The 14,674-nt window shown below is 44.2% G+C and carries 20 protein-coding genes; 14 read left to right on the top strand and 6 right to left on the bottom strand.

Annotated features, from left to right (window positions below; translation table 11 throughout):
• The first annotated feature begins 89 nt into the window (after nt 1–89).
• The 10 genes from ELZ11_RS05750 (at nt 90) to ELZ11_RS05705 (ending at nt 5,259) form a co-directional block, all read left to right on the top strand.
• Nucleotides 90–554 carry a GNAT family N-acetyltransferase gene (locus tag ELZ11_RS05750; RefSeq protein ID WP_137356428.1) on the top strand — a complete coding sequence of 155 codons (465 nt, stop codon included), beginning with the start codon at nt 90–92 and terminating at the stop codon, nt 552–554.
• Between the two features lie 16 nt (nt 555–570).
• Nucleotides 571–972 carry a thiol-disulfide oxidoreductase DCC family protein gene (locus tag ELZ11_RS05745; protein ID WP_137356427.1) on the top strand — a complete coding sequence of 134 codons (402 nt, stop codon included), beginning with the start codon at nt 571–573 and terminating at the stop codon, nt 970–972.
• Between the two features lie 66 nt (nt 973–1,038).
• The gene (locus ELZ11_RS05740) at nt 1,039–1,440 is read left to right on the top strand and encodes a VOC family protein (protein WP_137356426.1); all 402 of its coding nucleotides are present in this window, start codon (nt 1,039–1,041) and stop codon (nt 1,438–1,440) included.
• Between the two features lie 201 nt (nt 1,441–1,641).
• Complete coding sequence (locus ELZ11_RS05735) at nt 1,642–2,067, top strand: DUF6232 family protein (RefSeq protein WP_137356425.1); 426 nt, start codon at nt 1,642–1,644, stop codon at nt 2,065–2,067.
• A gap of 269 nt (nt 2,068–2,336) precedes the next feature.
• Nucleotides 2,337–2,705 (top strand): VOC family protein, encoded by a 369-nt coding sequence (locus ELZ11_RS05730; RefSeq protein WP_137356424.1) that lies wholly within the window; start codon nt 2,337–2,339, stop codon nt 2,703–2,705.
• A gap of 77 nt (nt 2,706–2,782) precedes the next feature.
• On the top strand, nt 2,783–2,989 hold the full coding sequence (locus ELZ11_RS05725) for a DUF3565 domain-containing protein (RefSeq protein WP_137356423.1): 207 nt from the start codon (nt 2,783–2,785) through the stop codon (nt 2,987–2,989).
• A 38-nt stretch (nt 2,990–3,027) separates the two neighbouring features.
• The gene (locus ELZ11_RS05720) at nt 3,028–3,987 is read left to right on the top strand and encodes a D-2-hydroxyacid dehydrogenase family protein (RefSeq protein ID WP_137356422.1); all 960 of its coding nucleotides are present in this window, start codon (nt 3,028–3,030) and stop codon (nt 3,985–3,987) included.
• 42 nt (nt 3,988–4,029) lie between these two features.
• Nucleotides 4,030–4,395, top strand: a complete 366-nt coding sequence (locus ELZ11_RS05715) for a VOC family protein (RefSeq protein ID WP_137356421.1) — start codon at nt 4,030–4,032, stop codon at nt 4,393–4,395.
• Between the two features lie 11 nt (nt 4,396–4,406).
• A complete protein-coding gene (locus tag ELZ11_RS05710; protein WP_137356420.1) occupies nt 4,407–4,895 on the top strand; it encodes a GNAT family N-acetyltransferase in 489 nt (162 codons plus the stop codon).
• Entirely contained in the window at nt 4,873–5,259 is a 387-nt protein-coding gene (locus tag ELZ11_RS05705; protein ID WP_137356419.1) for a tautomerase family protein, read from the top strand. The genes ELZ11_RS05710 and ELZ11_RS05705 overlap by 23 nt, the downstream gene beginning before the upstream one ends.
• Before the next feature lie 52 nt (nt 5,260–5,311).
• Here ELZ11_RS05705 and ELZ11_RS05700 read toward each other — a convergent pair whose 3' ends face one another.
• Nucleotides 5,312–6,586, bottom strand: coding sequence for a glycosyltransferase (locus tag ELZ11_RS05700; protein WP_137356418.1), 1,275 nt, complete (start codon nt 6,584–6,586; stop codon nt 5,312–5,314).
• A gap of 250 nt (nt 6,587–6,836) precedes the next feature.
• Between ELZ11_RS05700 and ELZ11_RS05695 the strand changes: the two genes are divergently transcribed.
• Together ELZ11_RS05695 and ELZ11_RS05690 are read left to right on the top strand one after the other, a co-directional pair.
• Nucleotides 6,837–7,643, top strand: coding sequence for a helix-turn-helix domain-containing protein (locus ELZ11_RS05695; RefSeq protein ID WP_137356417.1), 807 nt, complete (start codon nt 6,837–6,839; stop codon nt 7,641–7,643).
• 74 nt (nt 7,644–7,717) lie between these two features.
• The gene (locus ELZ11_RS05690; protein ID WP_137356416.1) at nt 7,718–8,350 is read left to right on the top strand and encodes a LysE family translocator; all 633 of its coding nucleotides are present in this window, start codon (nt 7,718–7,720) and stop codon (nt 8,348–8,350) included.
• Nucleotides 8,351–8,514: 164 nt separating this feature from the next.
• On the opposite strand, the gene ELZ11_RS05685 is transcribed toward ELZ11_RS05690, so the two are convergent.
• Together ELZ11_RS05685 and ELZ11_RS05680 are read right to left on the bottom strand one after the other, a co-directional pair.
• Complete coding sequence (locus tag ELZ11_RS05685; protein WP_137356415.1) at nt 8,515–9,546, bottom strand: HlyD family secretion protein; 1,032 nt, start codon at nt 9,544–9,546, stop codon at nt 8,515–8,517.
• Nucleotides 9,543–9,854, bottom strand: a complete 312-nt coding sequence (locus tag ELZ11_RS05680) for an Mg2+ and Co2+ transporter (RefSeq protein WP_137356414.1) — start codon at nt 9,852–9,854, stop codon at nt 9,543–9,545. Before ELZ11_RS05680 ends, ELZ11_RS05685 begins: the two co-directional genes overlap by 4 nt.
• Before the next feature lie 187 nt (nt 9,855–10,041).
• On the opposite strand from ELZ11_RS05680, the gene ELZ11_RS05675 reads away from it, so the two are divergent.
• Nucleotides 10,042–10,935, top strand: coding sequence for a LysR family transcriptional regulator (locus ELZ11_RS05675; RefSeq protein ID WP_244291614.1), 894 nt, complete (start codon nt 10,042–10,044; stop codon nt 10,933–10,935).
• A gap of 48 nt (nt 10,936–10,983) precedes the next feature.
• Here the strand turns inward: ELZ11_RS05675 and ELZ11_RS05670 are convergent, their stop codons facing one another.
• The 3 genes from ELZ11_RS05670 to ELZ11_RS05660 all read right to left on the bottom strand — a co-directional run bounded on the left by ELZ11_RS05670 (nt 10,984) and on the right by ELZ11_RS05660 (nt 13,565).
• Nucleotides 10,984–11,949: an alpha/beta hydrolase gene (locus ELZ11_RS05670; protein WP_167494635.1), complete on the bottom strand. Its 966-nt coding sequence runs from the start codon at nt 11,947–11,949 to the stop codon at nt 10,984–10,986.
• 282 nt (nt 11,950–12,231) lie between these two features.
• Nucleotides 12,232–12,612 carry a DUF4345 family protein gene (locus ELZ11_RS05665; protein WP_137356412.1) on the bottom strand — a complete coding sequence of 127 codons (381 nt, stop codon included), beginning with the start codon at nt 12,610–12,612 and terminating at the stop codon, nt 12,232–12,234.
• 29 nt (nt 12,613–12,641) lie between these two features.
• Complete coding sequence (locus ELZ11_RS05660) at nt 12,642–13,565, bottom strand: SDR family NAD(P)-dependent oxidoreductase (RefSeq protein WP_137356411.1); 924 nt, start codon at nt 13,563–13,565, stop codon at nt 12,642–12,644.
• 116 nt (nt 13,566–13,681) lie between these two features.
• On the opposite strand from ELZ11_RS05660, the gene ELZ11_RS05655 reads away from it, so the two are divergent.
• The gene (locus ELZ11_RS05655) at nt 13,682–14,620 is read left to right on the top strand and encodes a LysR family transcriptional regulator (RefSeq protein WP_137356410.1); all 939 of its coding nucleotides are present in this window, start codon (nt 13,682–13,684) and stop codon (nt 14,618–14,620) included.
• Nucleotides 14,621–14,674: the final 54 nt, after the last annotated feature.

Below are 14,674 nucleotides of genomic sequence, written 5' to 3'. Positions count from 1 at the left end.
CGAGTTTGGCGATAGTAGGCATCAAATTATGGCTTGTTGTCGCTTGAGCAACGATTGAAAATGCTTAAAAGATAAGGAATTGATAAGAGATGGAAATTCGAGAAGATAACTTGGAAGGTAATGGTGTTATTCGTTTACTTGAAGAGCATTTAGAAGATATGTACGCCACTTCACCGCCAGAAAGCGTGCATGCATTGGATGTTGCAGCGCTAAAGCATGAATCTATTACCTTTTGGAGCGCTTCTGAAAACGGTGAAATATTAGGTTGTGTAGCCATTAAAGAGCTTGATAAAACACATGGTGAGATAAAATCAATGCGAACAGCCGAATCTGCAAGAAAGAAAGGCGTAGGCACGCAATTGCTGACTCACATTTTGCAGGTGGCCGCTCAGCGTTCATATCAAAATCTCAGCTTAGAAACCGGCTCTATGGCATTTTTTAAGCCAGCCCGAGACCTCTATGAAAAGCATGGATTCCGTTACTGCGACCCGTTTGCTGACTACGAGCTAGACCCTCACAGCCAGTTTATGTCGATTGACTTAAGTTCTACTTAATAGCGGCGTTAGGTATATGAAACAGCCGTACATTGTGATTTTTGATGGGGTTTGCAATCTGTGTAATGGCGCGGTGCGTTTTATTATCCATCGCGACCCACAAGCCAAGTTTGTGTTTTCACCGATGCAAAGCGAACCAGCTAAAGCTTTGTTGAAAGATCATCAGCTTCAGGATTTGACTCTAGATACTGTGGTTTTGATAAAGGGCGGCCAGCACTTTACTCAGAGTGATGCTGCGCTAGAAATAGCGAAAGAACTGAATGGGCTTTGGCGATGTTTAACGGTGTTGAAAGTGCTGCCTCTACCATTGCGTAACGCGTTATACCAGTGGGTAGCAAAAAATCGTTATCGTATTTTTGGTAAACAAGATCAATGTCTTATACCTACGGAACAAGTGAAAGCCCGTTTTTGGCTTTAGCCATACCTATGGCCTTGTTCGCAAATGTGCAAAAATACCCATCACGATCATTTAGAGGTTCAGAACATGACTCAACCCGTCCAACAGCAAATCGGCAACATTGCTTTAGTCGTTGAAAACTATGACGACGCAATAGAATTCTATACCAATAAATTGAGCTTCGAATTGATAGAAGATACCGATTTAGGTGGTGGAAAACGTTGGGTTCAGGTATCGCCACCCAATTCAACGGGCACCAACTTATTGCTTGCGCAAGCCAGCTCCGAAGAGCAGTTGGCAGCTGTAGGAAATCAAACGGGTGGACGTGTATTTTTATTCCTACAGACCAATGATTTCTGGCGAGATTACCATGCGATGAAAAGTAAAGGCGTCGTGTTTAACGAAGAACCAAGAGTAGAGCCGTATGGCACCGTGGTGGTGTTCCAAGACCTCTACGGAAACAAATGGGATTTATTGCAACTCAACTGATACAACAGCGTTAATATTTATCCTATTCGCTGGTTTTATCAGCATAAATGCCCACATTACCCTACCTATCACTCAGATATTTGCAAAACATATAAATCCAAGTTGATTTATATGTTTTGCTGTTTTATAAATTTGCCAATCCGCTACATAACTCCATGAATATATTAGTTTTTACTAACCTTTAAACAATGGAGATGGATAGTGGGAAATAATAATAAACAACGAAATCGTTTAGTGAATGCGATTAGGCTTTATCGTCCATACGTTGCGGATGATTTTAAGGTTACGTCAACTGAATTTATCGTTAGGAAAGACCGTTACGGCTTAAATAAAATTAAACGAATACAGGTGAATCGACTAGGTATTAAAGACAACCTAGTACGAATCTTGTCTTTGGCGCTTTTGCTGTCTGCTTCAACTTGGGCGTTTGCTCCTGGTTTCGGCTTACTGGCGTTAGCGCTCAGTTTATTACTGGCATTGGTTTCGATGAGGAAGTTTGAACTGCGTGCTGAATTTAGTGGTACTGATGAAACGGGCGATCATTGGGTCTCTGTGGTTCGTTGCTGTACCGAAGAAGAATTTAACATTCTCAAGTCGCTTCAATCTGAACTGAGCCAGAGGCTTTAACATTATTAAGCTCGCCCTTATCGGCGAGCTTTTTTATTGGCTGATGTTTATCGTTGATTAAATCGATACAAGCTACTGGGCTGCGGCGTTATGTCTTACGAACAGTTAGGGCTTACGATCACGTAGGTTTAAGCGTGGCCATTTTTTTGAACTTTAAAGCAGAGTTAGATTTATCCGTCATTTTTGGTGAACGTTCGGAAACAATAGGTGAGAGTTGATAATACTCTCGTTATATTATGCAGTTACATGACTATTGATAGAGAGGGAGCATGATTTTAAATCATATTTCAATTGGCGTTTCAGACGTGAATGCCGCTGTGAAGTTTTACGATGACGTATTAGCAACACTAGCGGTTGATCGCGTGCATTTCATTGAAGGTGCCGCTGCTGCTTATGGTGAAAAGTTTGAGTTCTGGATTGGCTGCCCATGTTCAGGTAGTGCGTCGACAGGTAACGGCTCTCACGTTGCGTTTAATGCTCAATCTCACGTGGAGGTGGACGAGTTTTACAGAGTTGCGCTTGAATCTGGTGGTCAGTGTGCGGGTAAGCCGGGGCTAAGACCAGAGTACGCAGATAATTATTATGCGGCTTTCATCCTCGATCTTGATGGAAATAAAATTGAAGCGGTATCGATGTAGTTTTAGTCGTTATCGGCAATAGTGCCTCACCCATTAAAGGCGAGAGATATTTAGAGCAACACGTGAGAATGAATGGTATGAAGCAGCCCATTGTTGGCTATCACATTGATGATGAGGGAGATTGGGTGGCGCAATTATTGTGTGGGCATTTTCAACATGTTCGCCATCAACCGCCCTTTATTTGCCGACCTTGGGTGGTGAGTCAGCAAGGCAGAGACTCTATGCTTGGGCATCAACTCGATTGCAAAAAATGCGAAAGCGGTGCCCCAAAAGATGTGCGCTAATACCAATAACGAGCCTACCAACACAAAAGGATTATTAAGTGAAAATTGCGATTCTGGACGACTACCAAAGCGCCGTAAAAACGCTCGATTGTTTTGCTTTACTCGAAGGGCATCAGGTAGATGTCTTTACAGATACCGAGCTATGCACAGAGACGTTAGCCGAGAAGCTTCAGCCTTATGAAGTGCTGGTCTTGATCCGTGAACGAACTCAGATTACCGAAGCGTTGCTAGCCAAGTTGCCGAATCTGAAGTTAATTAGTCAAACCGGAAAAGTAAGTAATCATATTGATGTGGATGTGTGTAAACAATATGGAGTGAGCGTCGCTGAGGGGATTGGTTCGCCCGTTGCTCCTGCTGAGCTCTGTTGGGGTCTCATTATGGCGGCATCGCGCCACATTCCGGAATACATCAATAATATGTCGTCTGGAGAGTGGCAACAATCTGGATCGTTGGGGTTAGGACGGACGTTAAGTGGCTTAACACTTGGAATTTTGGGATATGGAAAAATAGGTAAAAAAATCGCTCAATATGCCAAAGCTTTTGATATGAATGTAATGGTTTGGGGAAGTGAGTCATCACGTGCCGCGGCGGTTAATGATGGTTTTCAAGCCGCGATTTCTCAACGCGCTTTTTTTCAATCTTTGGACGTGCTCTCTTTACACTTAAGGCTGAATCAAGCCACCAAAGGCATTGTGACTCGAGAAGATCTGGCCTTGATGAAGTCAAACTCATTGTTGGTGAACACTAGCCGAGCTGAATTGATTGAAGAGGGTGCTCTGCTTGCAGAGTTAACTCGCCACCCAACCAAACGCGCAGCGTTAGATGTGTTTACAACAGAGCCTGCAACGCCTGAAAATGAGCCGCTGATCGCGCTTTCGAATGCATTATGCGCTCCTCATTTAGGTTACGTTGAGCAGGGAAGCTATGAATTGTATTTTAAAGTCGCATTCGAAAATGTGGTGGCTTATGTGAACGGTCAGCCTCAAAACCTCGCGTGAGGGGGCGGTTGTTTCTTTAGGGTGAATATAAAAGGGATCTCAGTGAAAAACTTACAGCCAGTTGAAATCAAATCTTTTGTCCCAGCGAAAGACTTTGCGGTTTCTAAACAGTTTTACCAAGCCATCGGGTTTGAAATGGCGTCTGAATTTGGTGCGGTTGCCTACTTTAAGAAAGGCGATTGTGCCTTCTTACTGCAAGATTTCTATGAACCGCAGCACAGCGAGAATTTTATGATGCACCTATTGGTAGAGGATGCGCAAAGTTGGTATCAACATATTCAAGAATCTTTGACTGAGACCGAATTTGAGTATGCGCTCACTGACTTGGTAGCCCAACCGTGGGGAATGCTTGAGTTCTGCCTAACGGATCCAAGCGGTGTGCTATGGCGTATTGCTGAAAACACTTAGTTAAGGTGGCTATGTTGAACTTTGAGCCCATCCTGCCGCGCGATTATGAACAAAGATTGGCTGTACTTAAACAGGGCCTGCATTCTTATGTCGATGAAGTGTTTGGTTGGAATGATGACTTCCAATTGGCGCGTTTGGAAACTGAGTATCAGGCTGATTGGTTTTTCTGGGTGATGAAAAAAGGCGAGCGAGTAGGCATGGTTTGCTATAAGCCTTATGACAAGGCTTTACATGTGCACTTACTGCTTGTCTTCCCTAAATTTCAAAACCAAGGGGTTGGCGCTGAAATCATGTCCATCATCCATGAACAAGCAAGATCTAACCAATGTGAGAAGGTTACTCTATCTAGCTTTATTGCTAACACCAAGGCTATCCGTTTTTATGAAATGCTGGGCTACGTCGTGCTAGAAGCGGAGCCTCACTTTGTTAATATGGTTTTGGACCTCACACCATCTGTCAACGTTAAAGGATTGAACCATGATAGTGATTTACGGAATTAAGCAGCACTTAAACCCCATCAAAGCTGAACTGTCGCATGTGATTCAAACTTGTATGAAACAAGTGCTTGGGTTACCAGAAGATAAACGCGCGCATCGATTTATTCCGATGGAAAAAGAGGACTTTTACTATCCGGGAGGCCGAAGTGACGCTTATACGGTGATCGAAATTAACATGATGGAAGGCCGTCAGCTAGAGACCAAAAAGCGCCTAATTAGATCCCTGTTTGATAATATCGAGAATAAATTGGGCATCGCGCCTATTGATATTGAAATCACGATAAAAGAGCAGCCTGCGCATTGTTGGGGATTCAGAGGGATAACAGGTGACGAAGTGAATGATTTAAAGTACAAAGTGAACGTCTAAGTTAGCTTCCTCCGTTAATTGGTGTGTCATTGCGCACCACACTATTCCTGATTCACTCATTTAGTGCATAGTGTTCAATGACTTTAATGGCCTTCTCTATTCCCCCTTCACGTCGAACTTTCTGACCCAAGACCTCAGCATTTTTCTGAATGCTTACATCCGAAATAACGTGCTTGATTTCTTGAGCAAGGCTGTCTGAATTTAGTGACTTTTTAGGTAGTGGTATTGAGCTTACCCCTAACTCATAGAGGCGTTTAGCCCAGTACGGTTGGTCGCCAAAAAAGGGCACAGGTATGGAGGGTTTACCTGCTCGAAGCGCAGCTGCGGTAGTGCCTGCGCCGCAGTGATGAACAATCGCCGCCATTTTAGGGAACAGCCATTGGTGAGGAGCGTGGTCGATTTCGATGATGGAATCTGGAAGCGAGCTTGATTTGATTCCTCCCCAGCCAGAAGCCAGTATGCCCCTTACTTTTGCTTTGGTGAGGGCTGCTATAACCGTCTCAGTTAATTGCTGTGGGTCTTGCCCTACCATAGAACCAAAACCGATATAAACCGGAGGTGGCCCACTTTCCAGAAACTCCGAAAGTGCTTGGCTTGGCTGCCAATCGGGCGTCTCTGTAAACCAGTATCCTGTCGTGGTGACCTGTGATTGATTGTCTAGCGGGAGGTCGGCGACGTGTCGGCTAAACCCTTGTAAAACAGGCATTGAACTTCCCGAATGCGTACGTAAAAGATTGATCCCCCCTTTTGCCGGCAGTCCATTCTCAACTCGCCAGTGTCGTATTGGTTTGCTTATCGATAGCTGCATGATGAGATTGACAAGCGAATAGGTGAGCCGGTTGTACCATTTACCCAACTTTAACGATGGGAACCCAATATGCGGAGTCGTCGAAGAAGGGACAAGCATTGGCACCACTGATGCAAGCATGACGGGCACCCCAAGCTTTTCTGCATAACTCGGCGCACCAAAGGCTTTTGGGTGGAAAATAATGACGTCTGGGTTGGCGTCCTTAGCGGCAAGCCAACATTCTTCTATCTGCTTCGTTTGTAGAGGGCTAATCTTTTTCTTGGCTTGAATGAGCTGTTTAAGGTTTCCGAGCAAGCCATGAGAAGAATCAATGAGGCTGCGTCCGAGTTGAGTGTCTAAAATCGATAGCAATTCATCGTTCATGTATCCGTAGTGCAAACCTATGGCCTGTACGTCTGCTTGAAAGCGCACGCTGGTGGCAATAGTGACATTATGCCCCGCGTTCAGTAAACCTCTCCCTAATGCTAAGTAAGGTTGGACATCGCCACGAGAACCATAAGTTGCTATGAATATATTCATGAATATCTCATACAAAAAGAAGAAAAATTAGAGTATGAAATACAGATGGTTCGGTCAAACCTTAACGGTTTATTTGCGCTAACGATGGACGTGAGAGGGTGATTACACGTGCATAATCGGTATGAATTTTAGAAATGATACGCAGAATATTGGATGCGGATGATCGAGAGTGTGCAGTGCGAATGAAACCTCGTCATTATCTCGTTTATAGAGTTCAAGTGGCTATTTACTCTGTATCAAAGGAGTTGATGTGGAAAAATCTAAAATCTGGCGTAATGAGCTGTTTTCGGGCGTCGAGCTGCTTGCGGCAAAGTACACGAAATTTGAATTTACTAAACATTGGCATGATGAATTGGCCATTGGCGTTATCGAAGATGGCGCTGAAGGATTGTTCTATCGAGGCAGGAATATTGTTATCCCTAAAAAGCATATCGTTGCGATTAACCCTTCGGAAGTGCATACCGGTTTCTCTGGTTCGCCGATGGGGTGGCAGTATCGTATGTTTTACTTTGATTTGAAGACATTATCAGAGCAATTTTCAACCCGTGATTGGCCGATTAATCCTGTGATTGAAACCGCTAAAATTGACGATGCACCATTATTTGAGCTGTTAATTCAGCTGCATCGTTCACTGGAGGAAGCCTCTTTTGAGATCACAAGAGAGTCTTTGCTCGTAGTCGCTATAGAACAGCTATTAACTCGCCACGGTTCAACCCCGGTTGAAAAACATACTCAGGTTTGCACCAAAACCAGCTACTTAGCTCGTGACTTTATACACGATAATTTTATGGCTAGCCCAAGCTTGTCGGAGTTAGAACAAATTGCAAACTGTTCAAAGTTCCAATTGATTAAGAGCTTTAAATCGATATTTGGCGTGACGCCCCACCAGTATTTAATTTTGATAAAAGTAAAACACGCAAAAACATTGTTAGCGCAAGGCGAAAGCTGTATTGATACCGCGCTAGCGTGTGGCTTTTATGACCAAAGCCATTTCAATCGCAATTTCAAAAAAGCTTTTGGGATCTCACCTTCTAACTTTCAAACTTTACGCCTTTAGATCTTCAATTTCGTACAAGACTTGCTTTCATTGGATTTAATACTATCGCATTTCTGTTTATAGGGAGGTGTAGCATGAGTTTGTTTCTGATGTGGTTGGGAGTGATGTTTCCGCTAGTATTTAGCCCTGGCCCCGCCAATGTAGTATTTGCGGCGTCTGGTGCCAGAGTTGGGTTAAAAAGGTCTATTCCGTTGGTTGCGGGGGTAGACGTAATATTCATTATTAAATCGATCGTTATCGGATTTGGACTTGGGGAAATAGTTAAAACACACACTGACATAATGAATACCATGCAATTATTGGGTTCACTGTACTTGCTTTACTTGGCGTTTAAGTTTGCGACATCAAGTGGCCAACAAGATGGCAAGGCGATGACTTCATTGGGGTTTCTAGATGGGTTATTGATCCAAATACTTAACTCAAAAGGGTGGTTGATGGTGTTCTTAATGTTCAGCTTGTTTTCTGAGTCATCACTGCAGGTTTTTGGCGAGTATGGCATTGTAATTTTGATTGTTTGGTTGGCGGTTCTGAATATCACTACTCACATTCTATGGGTGTCGATAGGGGAAGCTTTAGCGAGAGTGTCGAGTAGTTTAGTGTATGAAAAAGCGCTGAATTTCTTTTATGCCGGGAGTTTAGCGATGGTGAGTGTTTGGTTGATACTAGATAACCCCATGCTCAACTCGTTAGTTGTGAGAGGGTCTTAAGAAAATACTGTAAGGCTGACCTTGGTTACTATCTATTGAGCTTTAAAACACAAAGCCTAAGCTAATCTCAGGCTTTTTGGGGCGAACTTATATCAGAAGGTCGCTTTACAGTGTAAAACGACCTTTATTATCAGTATTGCTGCCTTGCTGTATTTTTAGGCCTTTTAGAGTGCTTTAAGGTAAGACTTAATCGAGGTTAGTCGTACACCCGCCCCACCAATGATGTCTAAAAAGCCCAATAGTGGGTGAGGCTTTTCAGCGCTGATCCATGCTGATCCAGTAGCACCAATGGGCATTAGCGCCATGGTTTTTTCATCCATCTCCAAAATAACCGTTCGACCAATGGGAGCAGAGCCCATTGCTATGTGTGCAGAGACGCGTTGCTCTACGGGCATTAGCCCCCCTTGTGCTTCTCCTGTTGCTTCTACCACGCTGTGGACTCTTGCTCTGAAGATTTCTCCCGGGAAGGCATCGACATAAAACTCGCTAAATTGGCCTTTGCGAATGTTCTTATAGGCTTGATCTGGGATACGGGTTTCAATGAATTTCTTTTCTATATCCCATAAATGAAGCGCGCCGACTCGTGAACCATTTGCAATAAACACGTGCGTGATCATTCCGTTGAAAGGGGCACGAACGGTGAGTCTTTCGCGTTCAAATTGCAGGTTATCTCGTCGTGCGACCAAGCCTATTAGACGGGTTTCAAGGATCTCGATATCGGCTTGAAGCACTTCAACTAAGTCGGACGATTGTTCTAAGTCCCGTTGCGTTGCGTGTTTTTTAAGGCCTAGGTTGCGTTCTAAGTCTCGTTGAGCTTGCCGATATTCAATTTTCTTAGCACTAATTGCCTTAGTACTTTCATCAATGCTGGCATCGACTTCTATTAAAGCGGATCGAATATTATCGTCTTTTAGGGTGTAAAGGATCTCACCTTTATTGACCTTTTGGTTGTGTTCTACATGTATGGTTTTGATTTGCTGGCCAAAAGCCGGCGACAAGATTGCATGTGGTGCTTTAATGGTGGTTGAGTTGGTTAAGTCTGCTGGAGAGTAAAATCGGTGCGCGAAGAATAGCCCAGCCATGAGTAAAACGCCCACTAATGTTGTCGCAAAGTAATTTCTCGGAGTGCGGCGAAGTAAGCCAAATTTGAACAATAGCCACACGAGTAATAGATAGGGAACCATTATTTCTTTCATACGCGAGCCTCCTTAAGCCAAAGCTGAACTTTATCCCAGTCAGTGACAATGGCTAATACTGCTGCCACCCAAAGTGGTTTCCAAGCGATACCTAAAATACATAACCAGAACACCAGTTTGCTTTGCCCTAAATTGAGTTCCTTAGCTTTAGATTTCGGAATGGAATGAATGAACCAAAGTCGGTTCAGTACCCAAGCAAATAATGCGATGGTTGAAAGTGCAATGACCCACATAAAGATCGGAGTGTCGAGTAATTGATAGACCGATGGTAAGGATTCATAACTCAAACTAGATTGATGGATTTTCATTTCGAGCCTCTGTATATGACTTGCTAAATCCTTATGAACAATGTCGTTAATGGGTTAATGACAGTCCCAGACCTTCCGTTTGGTAAAGGGCACAATATGGCAATGTCTAAACAGTAAAGTACCTTGCTTTTCGGTTGGCCTATAATTGATTATGATGGGGTTTCCCCACCAAAAAACTTTGAGGTAAATGATGTTTACGAGAGAGCAGATTGTTAGTTTTTGTGCCGTCTATGAGAAAGGTTCATACAGTGCAGCGGCGAGACATCTTGGCCGAGATCGCTCTACCGTTCGTGAACATGTCAATATTCTAGAAGATACGGTTGGACTGCCGCTCTTTGATATTCAGGGAAGGCAGGCCGTACCAACTGAAGTCGCAAGAGTTCTATTTCCTAGAGGGGTGACTATTGCAAGGCAAATTGAAGAGTTTGAGAAAGCTGCGCTTAACTCGTTTAACCAAGAAATATCGACACTGAATATTTACCATGACGCGATCATTCCTTTGGCATTAATGTCTTATGTTGAAGAAAAAATGAGTGAAGTCTCATCGTTAACGCAAATCAATTGGCTACATAAGCAAAGGCGTAATGCAATGGAAGATTTGGTGAGTGGCGAAGCGCACCTTGCATTAATGCCGATTAAGATGATGGTTCACCCAGATAAGGAAGTGAACTTTATTAACTTAGGATCGATAGACGTTTCGGTTTATACCGGAGTGGATAGCCCATTGGCCAACAAGCAAAACGTACGTTTAGCGGATCTACAGTTAGAAAAACAGTATATTTGTGAGAACCACTTTGATGCGTCGCTACAAGGAGCCAAGATATCACCGGATTACAGTTTAGTGAGTAACTATGATGTGCTTATAGAGTTCTTGAGGTGTCGAGGTTGGGCTGCAATCCCTGATGCATACGCGAAGTCTTATTGTGATGCGGGAATTATTACAGCAGTAGATTGCTACGAGGTGGCAAACGCGATTAACTACAATATCTGCGTGTTCTTTTCGCCAGCGCTCGAACACAACAAAATTATTTCCACAGCTATGGAAATGATAAAAGAATACGCTATAAAGAATTTAAAATAACCAGAATGGGAGTGGCATCCCTGCCTAGGCTTCCCCGATTTTTATAAGCTATTGAGTAACGCGCTCTACAAAGTTAAGCATTCTTTCTTCTACAGATAACCGGATTCCATCTCCATCCAGAGCTACAGCGCCAGATGGGTAGAAATGGCCAGCCCCTGGGACCCAATTAAATTCATAGTCAACACCGATCTTTTTGTAGTGGCTGAGCAGAGCTGGTGTTTCAGCTAGCGCGGCAGGCAGATCATATTGACCCAAGAACATTAAAATAGGATTAGCATCCTCAGCGGTTCTTACGGTTTCCCTGAGGTTAAATCCGAGTTCAGCGGTCCCAAGCATCATGGTTCCGGCGACGGGCTCCTGCATTCCATGAGAGACGTTAATACTGTGAATTGCGCCAGCAGAAAACCCCCCCAAAATTATTTTATCTGCATCAATGTTGAATGTGTCTGCATTGGCTTTTACGTAGCGCACTGCGCTTTGTAGATCTTCAGCACCTGATAAAATGGCGTTTTCTATGATTTTCTGATCGCTGTTCTTACTGAGGTCTAGTCGTTCTAAGTTCATGATTGAGCGAACAATGTTGACTTGCCCTTCTAGCTTCGGTATTGCATCCATATTGACCGCTGACTCTTTATAGGTTGCTCTGTGCGGTATTGGAAGCTCTGGCGCGACGCGATAATCAATATTGAAGCAAGCGTATCCTTGTTCGACAAAAATCTTACAGTACTCGCGCATCGATGTTGTTTGAGCACCTTCCATATTATAAGGAAGGTGAGGGTTACCGCGATGGAATGAGCCTCCAAATGTCATAAAGATAGCAGCGGTAGGTAACTCTGCGTTAGGTATGAATACATCCATCTTTAGTTCTCTATCTGATGTTTTACCATCTTTGACGACTGCTCCCTGCCCATAAGTTACGTTTTCTTGGCTTGTGAATGTAGGCTCCTGTGCTAACACCATTGGAGATACCGCAAGTGCCAACATAACCGAAGTAAACAGTTTCGAACTTTTCATAATAGACCTCATTTCCTACATGATTGTTTGTTGAAATGAAATTTATCAGGGATATTGAAAACATAATAACCACATTTGGTGGGCTTTCCCATCCATGTGCTGGGTGGCTCTTTATACGTGAAGAAGTCGGCGAAAAATTTATCAGGAGATTTATGGACGCTAGGTGTGGAGAGCTGGGATTAACTAGTGTGACCGTTTAACGGAAAGTGTCAGTTCTAGATCGAAGCTAATCAAAGCAGCTTTGTGAAAAGCTGCTTTGGATTAAAGCTTAATGGGTGATCATTAATAAAAGCCACCGTTTTTCATATGGCTGAATAGAAGGATCCCAGCTATCACTAGTTCCAAAACTAAAGGTGGAATGACAGCTTTATCAAACCCGTCAAATATCAGCCCGACCACTCGGCCTACTGCGACGGCAATCATCACAATCGCAACGAAGAAGTAGCCTTCTGTGTCACCCGAAGTCAGTCCAAGCGCAAGTATGGTTACGCTTGCCAAAAACAGGCCACCCATGACTGAACGAATGGTATTTAGGCCAGCCTTACCTATCGGCTCTAATGAGAAATTTGTGACCATTTTTTGTGGTGCAAACATCGACATGATACCTAGGCCGCTAAGCATGAGTGTGGCGAGCCCTACTAGAATTTGTAATGTAGTGTCCATGGTGATTCTCCAAAATTGATTAATGTGATTTACGAAAACTGCTGAATGGCTTGGCGTGCATTGTCTTGCGCGCTGACATTTCCAAAAGAAGGTTCGAGCGTAATTTGGTCGACAACTGGGCCAGTTGGCGAGCCAGCACGACTTGCGTAGAAATGACCGCTTTCAAACCTTGGGTCGAACAATCCTTCTAGATAGCGCTTCGCGCCTTTATCTACGCTGTGCATCATGCCCATCATTGGCATTAGTAGGCCGCCCACGTATTTAAAGAAAAGCTTTTTCAAGAAAGGGAGATCATCCATTCCGTTGGTACCTGTGGTTCCGCCTGGACTCATAGTGATAAAGCGAAGGTGCGGATGCTGCCTAGCCATTGAAGACATCCATAAGGTTCCGGTTAATTTAATCGTGCCGTATACATCCAGTGGATCTGCTTTCGCACCGAACTTACTGCCGTTTGCGATAGATGCGAATTCTTCTACAGATGCGCTAACAAGTTCAGGCTTGGCGACGCCCATTTTAGGGATGCCGCGTGCGGTTTCAGAGCCTGCGTAAAGAATGGTGGAAGTGACTAGCTGGCGCTGAATCAGTTCTTCTACAAGCACCACGTGGCCCAATACATTGGCAGCAAATATGTTGGTGACGCCATCCTTCGTTAGCTGATGTGGTGCTCGACCACCTGTTCCACCTGCGTTTAATACAACGGCATCAACCGAAGATTCTAGTTGGGTGACGGCATTGCGAACCGACTTAGAATCGGAGACATCGAGAATGATAATCTCGAAAATATCTCGACCAGTGATTTCAATGAGCTTGTTTCGTGCATCTTGTGCTTTGCTTGCGTTACGGCAGCCCAAATAGATTTTTTGAACGCCTTCTTGGAGTGCGAGTTGGCGTGCTGCTTCAAAGCCAATTCCAGCGTTGGCTCCGGTAATTAGGATCGTTTTAATCGTATTCATGTCTGTTCCCCGTTGGTGTGCTTGTTGACATGCGATTAAGTTATCACCATTGAAAAATGAACTGTATACAGGTAAAAATGGACACAGTGTTTCAAAAATGAACCATAGGTAGCCAAGTGTTAAATAATGAAAGTTATGCCTTCAACTGGGACGATCTTAAATTTTTTCTCGCCGTCGTTCGGGCTGGTACATTACGTGGTGGAGCGGAGAGTATTCAAGTTAACCACACCACTCTAACGCGACGTATCTCAGTAATGGAGGAGCGAATTGGCAGCCGTTTGTTCGATCGTTCAAAGCAGGGCTTAGTCTTGACTCAAATTGGCGAAGAGTTATTGCCTTATGCCGAGCGGGTAGAAGATGAAATGACTGCTGCATCACGGATGATCATTGGCCGAGATTCTGACCCGGTAGGAACCGTTTATGTTTCTATGCCTCATGGCATGGCGATGACTTCGATCATGGATGACCTTGCACTGTTTTCAGAGCGCTACCCTGATATCACTCTTAATCTACAGTTTGGCAATGATATTGCGAATCTGAACCGTCGCGAAGCTGATGTTTCGATACGGGTAGCCAACGATGTCTACGATGATGCGGTAGGGCGTCGGTTAGTTCAGATGTCTCAGGCTGCGTATTGCACTCGCGAGTATGCCGAACGAGTAAAAGACAATGCTGGCGAAGGGCTTCACTTCATCGGCTGGCATGAGCCGGAAGGCGATATTACGGCTAAGTGGCTAAAAGACAGTTTTTACCCAAAAGCGACGCTTAAGCACAGAGTTTCTGAGCTTGTGCCGTTGGTTTCTCTGGCTGCTTCTGGTTTGGGCATGGCCTATCTGGCTTGTAATTTAGGGGATAGACACCCCAACTTGGTTCGAGCTCCGTTTCAAAAGCCGCTCCCTTACCGCAGCATTTGGTTGTTACTCCACAGCGATTTGCGCCGTACTGCTCGGATCCGCTGTCTGGTGGACTTCCTCGGTGAACAAATTCAGTCTCGTGAAAATGAATTCTGGGTCACGGGTACTGTGGTAAGCGCAACTAAGGATGTTAAAGGTTAAGGCGGTTTGGTTGAAGTAGGACGAGGCGATTGTCTTTCGCGAGCGCAGAACCCT

Origin of the sequence: Vibrio profundi, from assembly GCF_005281835.1 — a bacterium.
In the GTDB taxonomy this organism is placed as follows: Bacteria; Pseudomonadota; Gammaproteobacteria; order Enterobacterales; family Vibrionaceae; genus Vibrio; species Vibrio profundi.
Note: the sequence above shows the minus strand (reverse complement) of the source record. Positions and strands in the feature narration are given on the sequence as shown.